Origin of the sequence: Novosphingobium sp. SG720 (genome assembly GCF_012275365.1) — a bacterium.
GTDB classification, from domain to species: Bacteria; Pseudomonadota; Alphaproteobacteria; order Sphingomonadales; family Sphingomonadaceae; genus Novosphingobium; species Novosphingobium rhizosphaerae.
On the sequence record NZ_JAAZQN010000008.1, the window covers coordinates 61,297 to 75,311 of the forward strand.

Annotated in this window: 14 protein-coding genes; 10 read left to right on the top strand and 4 right to left on the bottom strand. The window is 61.1% G+C overall.

Annotated features, from left to right (window positions below; translation table 11 throughout):
- Positions 1–248 precede the first annotated feature (248 nt).
- Entirely contained in the window at positions 249–1,316 is a 1,068-nt protein-coding gene (locus FHW94_RS21290; RefSeq protein ID WP_168557850.1) for an aromatic ring-hydroxylating dioxygenase subunit alpha, read from the top strand.
- Positions 1,313–2,452: an FAD-dependent monooxygenase gene (locus FHW94_RS21295; RefSeq protein WP_168557851.1), complete on the top strand. Its 1,140-nt coding sequence runs from the start codon at positions 1,313–1,315 to the stop codon at positions 2,450–2,452. The genes FHW94_RS21290 and FHW94_RS21295 overlap by 4 nt, the downstream gene beginning before the upstream one ends.
- Positions 2,453–2,619: 167 nt before the next feature.
- Here the strand turns inward: FHW94_RS21295 and FHW94_RS21300 are convergent, their stop codons facing one another.
- Entirely contained in the window at positions 2,620–3,567 is a 948-nt protein-coding gene (locus FHW94_RS21300; protein WP_168557852.1) for a LysR family transcriptional regulator, read from the bottom strand.
- 226 nt (positions 3,568–3,793) lie between these two features.
- Here FHW94_RS21300 and FHW94_RS21305 point away from each other — a divergent pair, with 226 nt between their 5' ends.
- The 7 genes from FHW94_RS21305 (at position 3,794) to FHW94_RS21335 (ending at position 9,635) form a co-directional block, all read left to right on the top strand.
- Complete coding sequence (locus FHW94_RS21305) at positions 3,794–4,771, top strand: amidohydrolase family protein (RefSeq protein ID WP_349237583.1); 978 nt, start codon at positions 3,794–3,796, stop codon at positions 4,769–4,771.
- A 17-nt stretch (positions 4,772–4,788) separates the two neighbouring features.
- On the top strand, positions 4,789–5,910 hold the full coding sequence (locus FHW94_RS21310; protein WP_282599614.1) for an FAD-dependent monooxygenase: 1,122 nt from the start codon (positions 4,789–4,791) through the stop codon (positions 5,908–5,910).
- Between the two features lie 30 nt (positions 5,911–5,940).
- Positions 5,941–6,936, top strand: a complete 996-nt coding sequence (locus FHW94_RS21315) for a VOC family protein (protein ID WP_210425803.1) — start codon at positions 5,941–5,943, stop codon at positions 6,934–6,936.
- A 34-nt stretch (positions 6,937–6,970) separates the two neighbouring features.
- Entirely contained in the window at positions 6,971–7,471 is a 501-nt protein-coding gene (locus FHW94_RS21320; protein ID WP_168557911.1) for a cupin domain-containing protein, read from the top strand.
- 8 nt (positions 7,472–7,479) lie between these two features.
- The gene (locus FHW94_RS21325) at positions 7,480–8,226 is read left to right on the top strand and encodes an SDR family oxidoreductase (protein WP_246866328.1); all 747 of its coding nucleotides are present in this window, start codon (positions 7,480–7,482) and stop codon (positions 8,224–8,226) included.
- A gap of 3 nt (positions 8,227–8,229) precedes the next feature.
- Positions 8,230–8,634: a nuclear transport factor 2 family protein gene (locus FHW94_RS21330; protein ID WP_168557855.1), complete on the top strand. Its 405-nt coding sequence runs from the start codon at positions 8,230–8,232 to the stop codon at positions 8,632–8,634.
- A gap of 71 nt (positions 8,635–8,705) precedes the next feature.
- Positions 8,706–9,635 carry a fumarylacetoacetate hydrolase family protein gene (locus FHW94_RS21335; RefSeq protein WP_349237582.1) on the top strand — a complete coding sequence of 310 codons (930 nt, stop codon included), beginning with the start codon at positions 8,706–8,708 and terminating at the stop codon, positions 9,633–9,635.
- Between the two features lie 55 nt (positions 9,636–9,690).
- Here the strand turns inward: FHW94_RS21335 and FHW94_RS21340 are convergent, their stop codons facing one another.
- The 3 genes from FHW94_RS21340 to FHW94_RS21350 form a co-directional block, all read right to left on the bottom strand.
- Positions 9,691–10,662 (bottom strand): fumarylacetoacetate hydrolase family protein, encoded by a 972-nt coding sequence (locus FHW94_RS21340; protein WP_168557857.1) that lies wholly within the window; start codon positions 10,660–10,662, stop codon positions 9,691–9,693.
- 30 nt (positions 10,663–10,692) lie between these two features.
- Positions 10,693–11,640, bottom strand: coding sequence for an NAD-dependent epimerase/dehydratase family protein (locus FHW94_RS21345; protein WP_168557858.1), 948 nt, complete (start codon positions 11,638–11,640; stop codon positions 10,693–10,695).
- 194 nt (positions 11,641–11,834) lie between these two features.
- A complete protein-coding gene (locus FHW94_RS21350; protein WP_168557859.1) occupies positions 11,835–12,803 on the bottom strand; it encodes an AraC family transcriptional regulator in 969 nt (322 codons plus the stop codon).
- Between FHW94_RS21350 and FHW94_RS21355 the strand changes: the two genes are divergently transcribed.
- Positions 12,804–13,952: an aromatic ring-hydroxylating dioxygenase subunit alpha gene (locus FHW94_RS21355; protein ID WP_168557860.1), complete on the top strand. Its 1,149-nt coding sequence runs from the start codon at positions 12,804–12,806 to the stop codon at positions 13,950–13,952.
- The last annotated feature ends 63 nt before the right edge of the window (positions 13,953–14,015 follow it).

Sequence of the window (14,015 nt, forward strand, 5' to 3'; positions counted from 1 at the left end):
ACTCGAATGGCTTCGTTAATCCGATATTGCTTGCAAACTGGCTCGGATGTCCGGCGACCGAGGGCTGGTGGGTTTTGCACAATCCCATGGAATTGTGCGCCTCGCGTTGCTCACGAGATCGTGGCGGGCGGCTTTGCCTCGGGTCGAAATGATCGGGCAGGCGCACCGCTAGATTGCCAGGCCGGGCTCAACGGCGAAGCGGCCCTAGGGGCAGTGCGTCCGAGACCAGAACACGAGAGGACAAGGCAATGCAGATCAACGGCGTCAACATGCAGCCAGGGGCTGCTGAATACCCACGCAACCAATGGTATGTCGCAGCCTTCAGCACGGAGGTCACGCGTGAGCCGATGCACCGGACGCTGTTTGGCGAGCCGATCGTTTTTTATCGAACCGAGGCGGGTGACCCGGTGGCGCTGTTCGATCGCTGCCCCCACCGGGGCATGCGCCTCTCGAACGGCGGCGTGCTGTTCGGTGACACGATCCAGTGCCATTATCATGGCATCCGCTTCAATGCCGAGGGCCGGGCCTGCCTCATTCCTTCTGGCGGCGTGCCCACGTCCGCTCTGGCGGTGCGTCGCTACCCGCTCAAGGAAATCGGCGGGTGGATCTGGATTTGGCCGGGCGACGCCGAGCAGGTCGACGAAAGCCTGATCCCCGACCATGATGCCCTCGGGCTGACGGCGCCGGGTTTCCACGCCTATCATGGCCTGGTCCTGACGGCCAATTCCAATTATCTGTTTTCCCTGGAAAACCTGGTCGACGCAACGCACATCTCGTTTCTGCACCACGGGTTGATCGACGATGGCAACGTCGCTGCCCACCCATATGCCTGCCATCAGGACGGCGTGCGCGTGACGATGGTCCGCGAGTTCAGCAACGAGGTCATCGCCCCCATGGTTGCCCGCAGCATGGGCCTCAAGGGAACGCGCGCGGACCGCACGCTGGAGCTGATTAGCTACGCACCCAACGTCTGCGTTGTCCGGCAATGCTTTGTGGAAACCGACAGCGAAGACAAGGCGCGCCGCGACAGCCGCCTGGTGTTCGGCATCACGCCGACCGGACCGCGCAGTTGCATCCAGTTCGTGGCGCTCGCCAACGACTATGAGAACACGCACCCCGGCATTTTCGAGGACCTGCGCCACCTGTTGATGGAGGATGTGGTGGCGTTGGACGACATCCAGATCCTGTTCGATCAGCTTGGCCAGGGCCGGGCACCCGAGGTCGCCGTGCGTTCGGACGAAGGCGCCATTCGAACGCGCCGGCTGATTGCAGCACAGGTGGCGCAGGAGCGCGAGAAAGCCAAGGTGCTCGCATGAGCGCCGCTGTTGACACAAAAGGCCGCGTTCTCGTGGTCGGTGCCGGGATTTCCGGGCTTACCGCTGCCGCAGCTCTTGGCCGGCGGGGCTGGCATGTCGATGTGATCGAGCGCAAGCCGGTGATCGACGACGGTGGCGGGGTCGGCCTCACGCTCGTTGGAAATGCAATGCGGGCCCTGGATGAAATAGGGGTTGCAGAACAGTGCGTCGCTGCCGGCGTGCCGGCAGATTTCATCAACATCATGAAAGCCGAGGGCTCGCTACTGCTCGAAAACCCGCTGCCGCGCATCGGCGGCCCGCGATGGCCCGGTGGTACGGGGATCAAGCGCGCCGCCCTGCATGCCATCTTGCTCAAGGCGGCGAGTGCGGTATCGGCACCGATCCGTTGTGCGTTGACGATCGGCAGCTGGCACGAGACCGATGACCGCGTCACCATCTCGTTCAGCGATGGATCGACTGCAGATTACGATTTGGTCGTTGCAGCCGATGGGGTCAATTCGTCCACCCGTGCCGTGCTGATGCCCGATGTCAAACCGTCGCCCTCGGGGCAGGCGTGCTGGCGCGCGGCCGTTCCGCGGCCGGCCGGCCTGGATCGGAGCCATATCTTCTTCGGAGGCAAGCATGGCGTGGTGGGCGTCTGCCCGGTTTCGTCCGATCTTGCGTACATGTATATCGTCCAGGCGTATGATGGCGGCAGGCAGGCGGAGGATCGGCTCCACACGATCTTTGCCGAGGAAGTGCAGGGCTACGGGGGGCTCATTGCCCAGCTCGTCGAGCATGTGCGTGATCCCGCGATGGTCAGCTTCAGTCCGCTTCCCGCCATGATCGTCCCCAAGCCCTGGGGCAGTGCACGGGTGGTGCTCATCGGCGATGCGGCCCACGCCAATCCTCCGGTGCTGGCGCAGGGAGCCGCAATGGGGATCGAGGATGCCATTGTCCTGGCACAGGAAATATCGGCTACGCCTGAGGAGATTCCGGCCGCGCGCACCCGCTTTGCCGATCGGCGTTACGAGCGGGCGCGCATGGTGGTGGAAGCCAGCTGGCAACTCGCCCGCGCCGAAGTCGAGCACCAGAAGGACATCGACGTTCCCGGGATCATGCGCGACGTCAGCCAGCAACTCGCCCAGCCAATCTAGGTGTTTGGTCACGACCTAACCGATCGCGGCGGTGAGGCCCCGCGTTTCGCCGATATGCGCGGTATCAATCCATCGGGCGGTGTCTGGCCCAGGCGGCAATGTTACCCGCGCCTGGCCGAAAGTCTCGTCCATCCCCCCGATGGGTTGGACCCCGTAGCAAGTCAAACTCAGTCTTCGCGCTGGACGATGGCCTGGCTGCGCGCGAATATCTGCTCCTTGAGCCATTGCAGGCCAGTGTCGCCACGCCGCATCGAATGCCACTGGATGACTTCGCGAATGGGCGGCGCGGACATCGGTAGAGGATAGACCAGCAGCGGCAAGAGGCGGCTGAAGCGTTTGGCGTGCAGGCCATTGAGCAGCGCCATGCGCCGCGTGCCAATCACGCTCATGGCCACAGCGTTGAAGCTTTCCACCCGCAATTCTGTCTTCAACGCCAACTGCGCCTCACTGATGAAACGCTCGCTGAAGGACGGCGCCCGCCCTTGGCCAAATGTCACGTCCACGTGCGGGCGTCTGAGAAATTCGTCGAACGTCAATTCCCCGTTTTCTGCAGGTTCTTGATCCCAGGCGATGACTTTGAGCTGATCCTGGAAAAGCGGCCGGCCCGGATGATCGACGTGCGTATGTTCCTCGATGGTAATGAAAATATCAATCTCACCGCGTTGAAACCGGTCAGAGTTGTATTGATTGGGAGTGCACAGGTCAAAAGTAAGGTCTGGCGCAATATTCTGAATTTCTTTGATCGCCTCGGCTAGCGCCACATCGTACACATAATCCGATACGGCGATCCGGAAATTGCGTTTGATGGTCGAAGGATCGAAAGCAATCGGAGTGGTGATCGTTGCCCGGATCAGGGTGAGAACTTCGCGCACACGTCCGGCAAGTTCCAGGCCAACTTCGGTTGGCACCATCACACGCCCGACTTGCACCAGCAGGCTGTCCTGAAAGAATTCGCGCAGGCGTGCCAATGCGCCGCTTGTCGCCGACTGGCTCATGTTCAGGCGCCGTGCGGCGGCGGACACGGAGCATTCCTCAATCAGGACGTCAAAGGCCACCAGCAGGTTCAGATCTAGCTTGTCAAAGCGCATAAATTCTCCCCCGTCGGGATAGACCATCTACCGGGCCAAATCGAATCCAATTGGCCATCGTTTTGGCCGATATAACCTATCCGAAGGAACGCTTTTGGGCCGCGCGGCGCAGGCTCTAGTCTCCCAGACAACGGCATGGCTTTCTCAAAGGAGGCGAGCCAGATTGTGGGAGAATGTGGTGAACGGAGGCTTCCATCATTGCCAGCATGGCCGCACCCCCCGAATGGTGCGGCGGGCAGGGCAGTCCTTGGTCGTGGATATCCATTGTCACTATGCCGTGCGCGAAGCAGACGTTCTCTTGCGCGAAGCCATGCCGACTGCGCCCGCAGCCATGCCATTCACGTCCGAGGCTTCCCAGAAAGTGAATGGCGCCCAGTTTGCCGCCATCGGTTCGCGCCTGCACGGCGTGCAGGAACGGTTGGAGGACATGGACCGGCTCGGCATCGATGTTCAGGCCTTGAGCCCATCACCAGGGCAATACTTCTATTTCGCCGACGCGGAATTGGGACGTGAATTGAGCGTCATGGTCAACAATGGTCTGGCCGATGTGGTTGCCGGCCAGCCGGATCGCTTTGTCGGGCTGGGTCACGTGCCCCTGCAAAACACCGAAATGGCAATTGCGGAGATGCGTCGTTGCGTGACGGAATTGAATTTCCGCGGGGTGGAAATCAATACCAACGTCAACGGGCGTGAACTGGCCGATCCGGCGTTTGCACCATTCTTTGCCGCCGCCGAGGAGCTTGGCATCCTGGTCTTCATCCACCCGCTCGGGTTCACCCACGGCCAGCGTCTGACGGAATATTATCTCAACAACATCATCGGAAACCCGCTCGAATCCACCTTGGCGCTTTCGCATCTGATCTTTGGCGGCGTGCTCGATGCCTATCCGGGACTCAAGCTCTGCGTGGCCCACGGTGGAGGCTATCTGCCAGCCTATTGGGGGCGCATGGATCACGCCTGGAGAGTGAGGCCGGATTGCAACTGCAACAGCGCGCACCCGCCGTCCCATTACCTGCGGCAGATATGGGTCGATACGCTGGTGTTCGAACGGGACCAGTTGGATGCGCTGGTCCGGGTGCATGGCGCCGATCGCCTCTGCCTGGGAACGGACTATCCGTTCGATATGTCTGAACCCGATCCGGTCGGGTTCCACAGCCAGCTCGATCCAGCGGTGCGAGAGAAAGTCCTGGGACTGAATGCGGCTGAATTGCTCGGCCTCGTCGTTGCATAAAGGTGGTGGATCAAAAAATGGCTGTGCATTCTGTGCTTGTCATCGGTGGCGGGATTGGTGGCATGGCGACCGCCATCCGGCTGAGCCAACTGGGACACAAGGTAAAGTTGATCGACCGCGATCCGAACTGGCGCGTCTATGGTGCAGGCATTTCGATCACCGCGCCGACATTGCGCGCTTTCAAGCGGCTGGGCATTCTGGCGCCAATCCTGGAGCAGGGCGGTTTCGTTTCTGGCCTCAGGACCTACCTTTACGACGGTACATTGCTGAACCAGATCGAAACTGCGCCGGTTGAGCCCGGCCTGCCGTCTTCCGGCGGGATCATGCGGCCCCTGCTGCACCAGATCATGTCGCGCGAGGTGCGGGCGTTGGGGGTCGAGGTGGTTCTTGGCGTCGCCGCTCAGGAGATCGAGAATAGTGCCGACCGCGTCGCGGTGACGTTCTCCAGCGGGGAGCAGCAATCGTTCGATCTCGTCGTTGGGGCCGACGGCATCTACTCCAACACGCGCAGCATGTTGTTCCCCGGGGCGGTACTACCCGTGCCCAATGGGCAAGGCAGCTGGCGCATCGTGGCCAAGCGCCCTGCCGACATGATGCACGGGCATTTCTACGTCGGCCACGAAAACCTCGTCGGCATTACCCCGGTTTCCGATGACTCCGTCTACCTCTTTATTCTCAATCCCGATCCGCATGGCCGGCGCGTCGCCCCCGCCGAACAGCCGGCGCTGGTTCGCGCCTTGCTGGCCGATTTCGGCGGTGCGGTCGCCGATATCCGCGATGCTGTCTCGCAAGCCAGTTCCATCGTCTATCGTCCGTTGGAAGCCGCGCTCCAGCCAGCGCCGTGGAACGCCGGGCGCGTCGTGCTGATTGGGGACGCGGTGCACGCCACGACTCCGCACCTCGCATCCGGTGCCGGCGCTGCCGTGGAGGACGCCCTGGTTCTGGCCGAGGAGCTGGAGCGTCATGGCGACGATGTCATGGCAGCGCTCGATGCATTCACCGCCCGCCGGTACGAACGCTGCCGCGTTGTGGTGGAAAGCAGCCTGGCGATCGGCCGGCACCAGCTCGAACGGGGGCCGATGGAGAAGCTCGGCCCGCTGATGGCTGCGCCGCTCAAGGCGCTGGCGGCAGAATACTGAACCCAATTCATCAAATCGTGGAGGCACGCCGTGTCTGGAATCAATGGCATCGAGACGATTGTGTACGGCGTCGAAGACGTCGGCATCTGCACGCGCTATTTCACCGACTTCGGCTTGCCGCTGATAGAGTCGAGCGAGAGCGAAGCGTTGTTCGAGATGGAGGAGGGATCTTCCGTCATCATTCGCCCGCTCGATGTCGCGCGGACCGAGGGGCAGGGCCTGGTCGGGTACGGCGTCCAGAAGGTCATCTGGGGTGTGCCCAATCAAAAACATCTCGATCGGGCGGTCAAGCGGCTGAGCGCCGTGACCGAGGTCTCGATCGACGCCGAGGGGACCGCTCATTTCTTCGATTGCGACGGCATCGCTTCGGGTATTCGCGTGTTCGCCAAGCAAAGGGTGTTTGGCGCGCCGGACCCGGTCAATAGCCTGGGGACGATCAATCGGCTGAACCAGCACAGAAAATGGCGGCTAAAGGCCAATCCCAAGACCATCCAGCATGTCGTTTATCAGACGCCAGACCCTCAGGCGAGTTGGGAATGGTACCGGGACAACCTCGATTTCCGCCTGTCGGACGTGCAGGAAGGTTTCGGTGTCTTTGCCCGCGCGCCGGGCACGCTCGACCATCATTCGATCTACTGGCTCAGGGCGGATCTGCCCTTCCCGGGTTGCGACGGCCAGGTTCGCTTCAACCATGCCAATTTCGGCGTCGAAGACATCGATGAAGTCATGGTCGGTGGCAACTATATGGAGCGGCGTGGCTGGAAGAAGTCGATCTGGGGGCTGGGCCGCCATCGCATTGCCAGCGCGGTGTTCCTGTATCTGCCCTGTCCAGCGGGCGGCGACGCGGAATATGGCTGCGATAGTGACATGCACGACGACAGCTGGGTGCCGCGCCACTGGAATGCCGGCTTCGGCACGATGAGTTTCATGCATAATCTGCAACCCTGGATTTTCGACGAGAGCCCATGGGAAGTGCGCTATGTCGAAGGCACGACGCCGAAAAGAAAAGAGCGCGCAGGCCACTGATATCACCGATTACCGGCATTTCGGGGTAAATAACATGGTGGAACTGCAGAAGATGCCCCCCGTACAACGGGTCGTCACCGGCCATGATGCGGCGGGGCGAGCAATATTCGTATCAGAGGATTTTGCCCAACCACAGCCGATCGCGTCTGCACCGGCAGACTTTTTGCTGATGTGGACGACGGCTACTGTGCCGGCCGACAACAACGACGAGACCGATGGCCGCGAGCGCGATGCCGGATTGACCCTCAACGCTGGCTCGGTGATCCGGATTGTCGACATGCACCCCGGCTCTGAAAGCCCGATGCACCGCACCAACAGCATCGATTACGGTATTGTGCTCAGCGGTGCCATCGAGCTCGAACTGGACGATGGCGTCACGAAGACAATCGAGGCTGGCGGGATCATCATTCAGCGCGGCACCAACCACTTGTGGCGGAATACGACCGACGCGGTTTGCCGCATTGCGTTCGTGCTGATCGAAGCGCCGGCCTATGTCCACAATGGCCAACCGCTGCCTGAAAACAAGGCGGAATAGCCATGACGATGTTTGATCTGACCGGCAAAGTGGCCTTGGTCACCGGCTCTACCCGCGGGATCGGTCGGGCGATTGCACAAGCGATGATCGCGGCCGGTGCGCGCGTGGTGATTTCCAGCGAAAATGCGGCTGACACGGAAAACGTGGCTGCGGAATTGGGCCAGCTTGGCGTGGTCTGCGACGTTTCCGACCCGGCGCAGCTTGCGACGCTGGTCGACCGCACGGTGGCCGAGCACGGCGGCCTCGACATCCTTGTGTGCAATGCCGGCGTTCCCGAGCAATTCGGGTCCTTTGCTGACATGGATATCGAGGAGTATGAACGCGTTATCGGAATCAACCTGACGTCGCAGGTGCTGCTGACCAAGTTGGCCTTGCCCCATTTGATCGAGCGGCAAGGCAACGTGATCTTCACCGCCAGCCTGTCTGGCCTGCGCGGCAATGGCGGAATCAATGCCTATGCCCTGGCGAAGGCGGCGTTGGCCCAGTTGGCGCGCAATCTGGCGGTCCAGCTCGGACCGAAAGGCGTGCGCGCCAATGCCCTGTCGCCAGGCGTCATCGCAACCGAACTGTCGCGTTCCTTGCTGGACAACCACGCAGTGCGCGATCGGCGCATGGCATTGACCCCGCTGCGCCGGCCGGGGACCCCGGCCGAAGTGGCGGGCGCTGCTGTATTTCTCGCCAGCCCTGCCGGGGGCTTCGTCACGGGTCACAACCTTGTTGTGGACGGGGGCACTCTGATTACGGACGGAAGTTGAAAAATGACCGCGATGACACCCAACGCTCTCCTTGCGATCAAAGCCCAGGTCAGAGCGGCGGAAGCGCGTCGTTGTGCGGCATTGGCTGCAGACGACATCGATGCGCTTGCTGATCTGATGGCCGATGATCTCGTGCACGTGCACACCACCGGCAGCGTGCATACCAAGGCCCAACTGCTTGATCATGCCGGGCGCATCCTGCGCTTTTTCGAAGTCCGGCGCGGCGAACTGAACGTGCGCGTTCTGGCCGACGATGTCGTGGTCGTCACCGGACCAATGACCAACGTCGTCGGTCGGCGCGACGTGGACGAGACGATCGAGGTGCAGGCTTTCGTCACGCAGGTGTGGGCGCTGCGCGATGGCGCTTGGCGCACGGTCAGTTTCCACGCAGTTCGCCAAGGCGACTGAAGCACAACAGAAATGGGAGAAACGCTGTGTCGCAACGATACGCGATAGGAACGGCGACACACGGACAACGCGTGTTTGCCTGTGTTATCCGTGGCGAGCATGTCTGGGAAATCGCCCGCTTGCCAGGACTGGCGGCATTTCGTGACACCCTGGCTGTGTTCGAAGCGTGGGATTACGCCGATGGGCAAATTGCGGCCGTGATGCAGGATCCGCCCCCAGATTGCGCCATTCCATTGGCAAATGTGCGGCTCGAGGCACCGCTGCGACCGCGGCAGATTTTCTGCACCGGCGCGAATTACCGCAGGCATGTGGCCGAACTCACCGCCAAGCAGACTGACCCTGTCACGGCAGGCATGTCGAGCGACGAACGCGTGGCAGCGGCCTACGCGATGATGGACGAACGCGCCCGCAATGGCGTGCCCTATGCCTTCGTGAAGCTGCCTTCAGCCGTGACGGGGCCATACGACCATATCGTTCTTCCAGCCGGTGTCGAAGAGCCGGACTGGGAGCTGGAACTGGGCGTGGTGATCGGCCGCCCCGTGCGACGCATTTCCCGGGAGAACGCGCTCTCGGCGGTGGCCGGCTATGTCGTCGCCAACGACATTTCGAGCCGTGACCGCATTTACCGTGCTGACATGAAAGTGATCGGCACGGATTGGTTGGCGTCCAAATGCCAGGAATCGTTCTTGCCGCTCGGGCCGTTTATCGCGCCTGCCCGGTTTGTCGCCGATCCGCAGGATTTGCGCATCGAGCTCAAGCTCAACGGGCAGACAATGCAGGATGAATCCACCACTGACATGATTTTCGATGTTGCGCGGCAGATCGAATACATCTCCTCCCTCGTCCGGCTCTTGCCTGGAGATATCATCTGCACCGGCTCGCCTGCTGGAAACGGCACGCATTACCAGCGCTTCCTCCGACCGGGCGACGTCGTGGAGGGAACGATCACCGGTCTGGGAACCCAGCGACTGACCTGTATCGCCGAGCCTGTGCAGCCTTGAAAAAGCGCGCATGAAGCCCGGGCTCGATTGAACAGGGTTCATCGAGCCCGGGTTGTCATCCTTGTGCGACCTTTTGGACGATGCGTCCAAACAGCGTTTCACCCGCAAGCCCGCGCGCTTCCATTTCTACGGTGTCGCCAAACGACATGAACGGCGTACGGGCTTCCCCGGAATCGGCCAGTTCGATGCCGCGCCGTTCGGCGATGCAGGCCGAGCCCACCTCCCGATAGTTTTCGTTCGATATCGTTCCCGAGCCTATCACGGTGCCGGCGACCAGTTTGCGCGTCCTTGCGGCATGGGCAACCAGTTCGGCAAACGAGAAGGCCATCGGATAGCCATCCACCACGCCGAAGGGCTCTGCGTTCCATTTCACTTCCAGTGGCAGCGCAACGCGACCGTCGCGCCAGGCCTGGCCGAGCTCGTCCGGGGTGACCGCAAACGGCGCCATAGAACAGTGTGGCTTGGCCTGGATCCAGCCAAAACCGGTTTTCATCTCGATCGGCGCCAGTGCGCGCAAAGACCAGTCGTTGATCTGGACGATCAGTCTTATGTGTTCAGCCGCCCGTCGCGCATCGGTGCCCATGGGCACTTCATCGGTTACAACGCCGAATTCGCCTTCGAAGTCGATCCCGTCGGCTTCGGTCGGCACGATGAGATCGTCATAGGGGCCATAGAAATGATCGGATGCCCCCTGGTACATCAGCGGCCGATCGGTGGGCGGCAAATCCATCCTGAACACGCGCGACATGAGCACGGCGTGACTGAGATAGGTTGACCCGTCGAGCCATTGCCAGGCGCGCGGCAATGGTGCCGCCAGATCGGCGGACCGGATCGGTTCGCCGGCGGCAACATCAGCCTCGAGCGTTCCGGCGAGCTGGCGCAGGGCCGGTTCCGCGATTGACCAATTTTCCATGGCCTCCTGCAGCGTGCGGGCAATCCCTGTGGCGGCCACAAAACGGGTGCCATCACGAGACACCACGACCAGTCGACCGTCCGGATCGCCGTTGCGGATCGTCGCAATTTTCATACTGTCCTCCCAAACAAACTTATTGAATTATCATTCGAAAATGCGCCGGATAAGTGCGTCTACATTCCCATCGTGCCGGAAGCCGAGACTGTCGGCCAAAGGCGTTTTCAGATCTGGTTGTCGCCCGAACTGCCGTTCCACATCCGGGTCCGGGTGAAACGCCACAGTGGCTCCGCTATCGGGAAAACGTTGCGCCAGGCCGTCTATCAACGCGCGAAAGCTGATTTTCTGGGCCGGCAGGGTAAAGGCGCGGCGGGTGCCAAGCCTTTCCGGCGCTATGCTGCCGGCGTGGACCAGGCAGGCCACGCAGGCGGAAACAGAGAGCCACCACGCGGCGCCATCTGCCGACACGGGAAGACTCTGGGCGCGGCCGGCCGCAAAATCAAAAAACAAGGTATTCATAAATGCAGACCGCAGGCGCTGGTCAGTGTCTCGGCGGGCGACGATGCCCGGCAAGCGAAGGGCCAAGCCATCAATCCAACCCCGCCCGCTCATGTGTTCAATCGCGATTTCGATCATGCGCTTGTGGCAGCCGTAGACCATGGCCGGACGAGGCGTCGTCTCGTCGTCGACAGGATCAGTCTGATCCGGTCCGAACACAGCAACCGAGCTTGCAAACACCACGCGGGGGCGGTTTTGTGCAATCTGCAGGCGTTCGAGCATGTCCAGTGTCGCGTCGACGTTGGTTTTTCGCGCGCGCACTGGGTCCGCTTCCGCAGCGCCCCCGAGGATGCTGCCCAGATGGAACACGATGTTGGCGGGCGTGCTGAATGCCCGATCCAGAACACCAGCGTCAGTCAGGTCGCCGGTAATCATTTCGATGCGGTCGGTTTCGAAAGTAGACGGTGCTGTAACGTCGATCAATGCGAAATTGCAATCCGAATAATCGGGAGAGGCGAGCAACGCATGGACTAATCGACTGCCTATGAAACCGCCGGCGCCTGTCAGGACAATTCGGCGTTTCTCGTCCTTATCCATGGACGTCTACTCCCTACCCCCAATCTTGTGTTCTCCAGAGTTTGCGGGAAAGATCTTCAACGTGTCAAAGCCTTCTGGCCGAATGCACCTATCGTCGCCGCAAATAGGACAGATCTTAGGCGGCGTGGACAGTTTCCACAGCGCCACGGCTGGAGGCAAAAACCGCCAGTTCAGCGTCGGCCCGGCAATGACGCTCAGGCGGGGTCTGGAAACGTCATGCGCCGGGAGCGGCGGAGCTGTGCCGGACTCATGCCGGTGTGCTGCTGAAAAGCCCGGCTGAAGGCAAAGCTGCTGCTATAGTTCAAGTCATGCGCGATTTTCGCCACGGACTCGCCCTGGAGCAGCTGTTGCTGCGCTGTTTCGAAGCGCACGTGTCTGACGTAGTCCGCTGGACTTGAACCGATGGCATGCTTGAAGTGAGCGGCGAACTTGGATCGAGACTGCCCTGCAAGAGACGCCATGCTGGCCAAATTCCAGTTCATGCCTGGCTTGGCATGGATGTGGTGGAGCAAGCGCGCCAATTTGGGATCGGTCATGCCGCGCAGCCGGCCGGGACCATGTTCATGATCCAACGTCCATGATCTCAGTGTCTCGATCAGCAACGCCTCCAGCAGGCGCGCCGCGGTCGCCGCATAACCCGGGCGGCTGTTGCGTTCCTCGTCGACAAACGCGAGGACTGCCTGAAGCAGCCCTTCTGTCCCTTTGCCCAATTCGTTGGTCACGATCACGGCGGGCAGATCCTGCAACAAAGATCCCAGATGAGGCTGCTCGAAAAGACAGATTCCGCCGAGTAGTGTTGCCGCGAGAGGTTCTTCGCCAGCTTCGATTATCAACGACTGGTCCAGCCCGTCATCTGGCGACCATTGCTCGGCATGGTCGCGCATGGCCAGATCGAGAATGCCGTACCGTTGCACGGCCTGCCCCGTTTCGATCCGATAATTGGGCCATCGCGGCAGGAATATCAGGTCGCCGGAGGTCAATACCTCAACCCTGTCCTCGCAGACCAATCGCGCGGTGCCGCTGACGAGATAGTGGAACGGGCAGGCGCCATCCATGCGGCTGCCGGCTCCCATTTCAACCACTACATCTCGACCAAGTTGCATGCGTGCAATGAGGGGCGAGGTCAGCCTGATCCTGGCAAGCGCGAAGGCAAGTGCATCCATGTGGACGGTCTGTATCGAAATAACGCCGAATTGTCACTATTCATGCCAGGATTGCACCGGCATTCTGGAGCGCGCAAAAAACAGGAGAGGTTTGTGTATCCACTCAACGCGGGCGCCCCTTGGCCGGTAAACCAATGGTATGTCGCCGGATTTTCTTCCGAGATAAGCGAAACGCCAATGGCGCGCTTTTACCTCGGGCGTCGTGTCGTGGTGTTTCGCGACGATCAGGGCGAGGTCCACGCCCTGGCAGGTCTTTGCCCGCACCGCATGATGCCGATGGAACTGGGTACGCTCAAGGACGGCAAGATCGTGTGTGGCTACCATGGGCTTGCCTTCGACCTGCAGGGGAAGTGCGTTGCGGCGCCGACTGCGGTTTCGGTTCCCAATTGCGCACTGGACGCATTCCTTGTCCGCGAGGCCGCTCCTCTGGTGTGGATCTGGATGGGGGATGCGGCGCTTGGCGAACGCACGCCCTTGCCACCACAACAGGCGTGCCTGATCGGCAGCGAGGGCTGTTTGACCCAGTGTGTCGACTACACGCTGCTCAAATCTCGCTACATGCTGTTGATCGACAATCTGTTTGATCTGAGCCATCTCGGATTTATCCATGCCAGCATCGTGGGCGAGGGCGGCATCGCCTTGATCAAACCCGATGTGGAGGAGCGCGAGGGGCGCCTCATCGTTTCGCGAACCGAATGCGACACGACGCCCGACGATTTCCAACGGTTCCTTTTCCCCGACATTGCCGAGCGCGTGACCGTTGGAATTGGCACCGATTTGATTGGCATATCGCTGATCAACGCCGGCAGTTTCACGCGTTCCGGTCCCTCTGCCGATTCGGCTCTACTGGGCCAGGTGAACTTCATCCATTGCCTCACTCCCGAAACCGAAACGACCACGCATTACTGGATCATGCTCACGCGAGATTTCCGCCTCGATGATGAAATTCTGAGCAGCGCCCTTGCTGCGCAAAACAAGGCTGTCGTCGCGCAGGACAAGGCCGCCCTGGAAGCAATCGAGGAGGCTTTCGCCTCAGGCACGCCGTTGCCCCGGGAAATCTCCATGTCCTCCGATTTGGGAGCAATGCGCGCGCGCTTGCGGATCACGCAGATGATCCGCAATGATGCTTCCGCGCTCGCTCCGCCTTGAGCGCAACCGCTTCGTACTGGCGGCGCGAACCTGGCAACGAGCAACCTTGGCATCGTTCTACTT

Bases quoted from the DNA above. Each gene is read 5' to 3' on its own strand.
- FHW94_RS21310 (WP_282599614.1), top strand. From the start codon at position 4,789: ATGGCTGTGCATTCTGTGCTTGTCATCGGTGGCGGGATTGGTGGCATG.
- FHW94_RS21345 (WP_168557858.1), bottom strand. From the start codon at position 11,640: ATGGATAAGGACGAGAAACGCCGAATTGTCCTGACAGGCGCCGGCGGT.
- FHW94_RS21290 (WP_168557850.1), top strand. From the start codon at position 249: ATGCAGATCAACGGCGTCAACATGCAGCCAGGGGCTGCTGAATACCCA.
- FHW94_RS21325 (WP_246866328.1), top strand. From the start codon at position 7,480: ATGTTTGATCTGACCGGCAAAGTGGCCTTGGTCACCGGCTCTACCCGC.
- FHW94_RS21295 (WP_168557851.1), top strand. From the start codon at position 1,313: ATGAGCGCCGCTGTTGACACAAAAGGCCGCGTTCTCGTGGTCGGTGCC.
- FHW94_RS21300 (WP_168557852.1), bottom strand. From the start codon at position 3,567: ATGGTCTATCCCGACGGGGGAGAATTTATGCGCTTTGACAAGCTAGAT.
- FHW94_RS21350 (WP_168557859.1), bottom strand. From the start codon at position 12,803: ATGGATGCACTTGCCTTCGCGCTTGCCAGGATCAGGCTGACCTCGCCC.
- FHW94_RS21320 (WP_168557911.1), top strand. From the start codon at position 6,971: ATGGTGGAACTGCAGAAGATGCCCCCCGTACAACGGGTCGTCACCGGC.
- FHW94_RS21340 (WP_168557857.1), bottom strand. From the start codon at position 10,662: ATGAAAATTGCGACGATCCGCAACGGCGATCCGGACGGTCGACTGGTC.
- FHW94_RS21330 (WP_168557855.1), top strand. From the start codon at position 8,230: ATGACCGCGATGACACCCAACGCTCTCCTTGCGATCAAAGCCCAGGTC.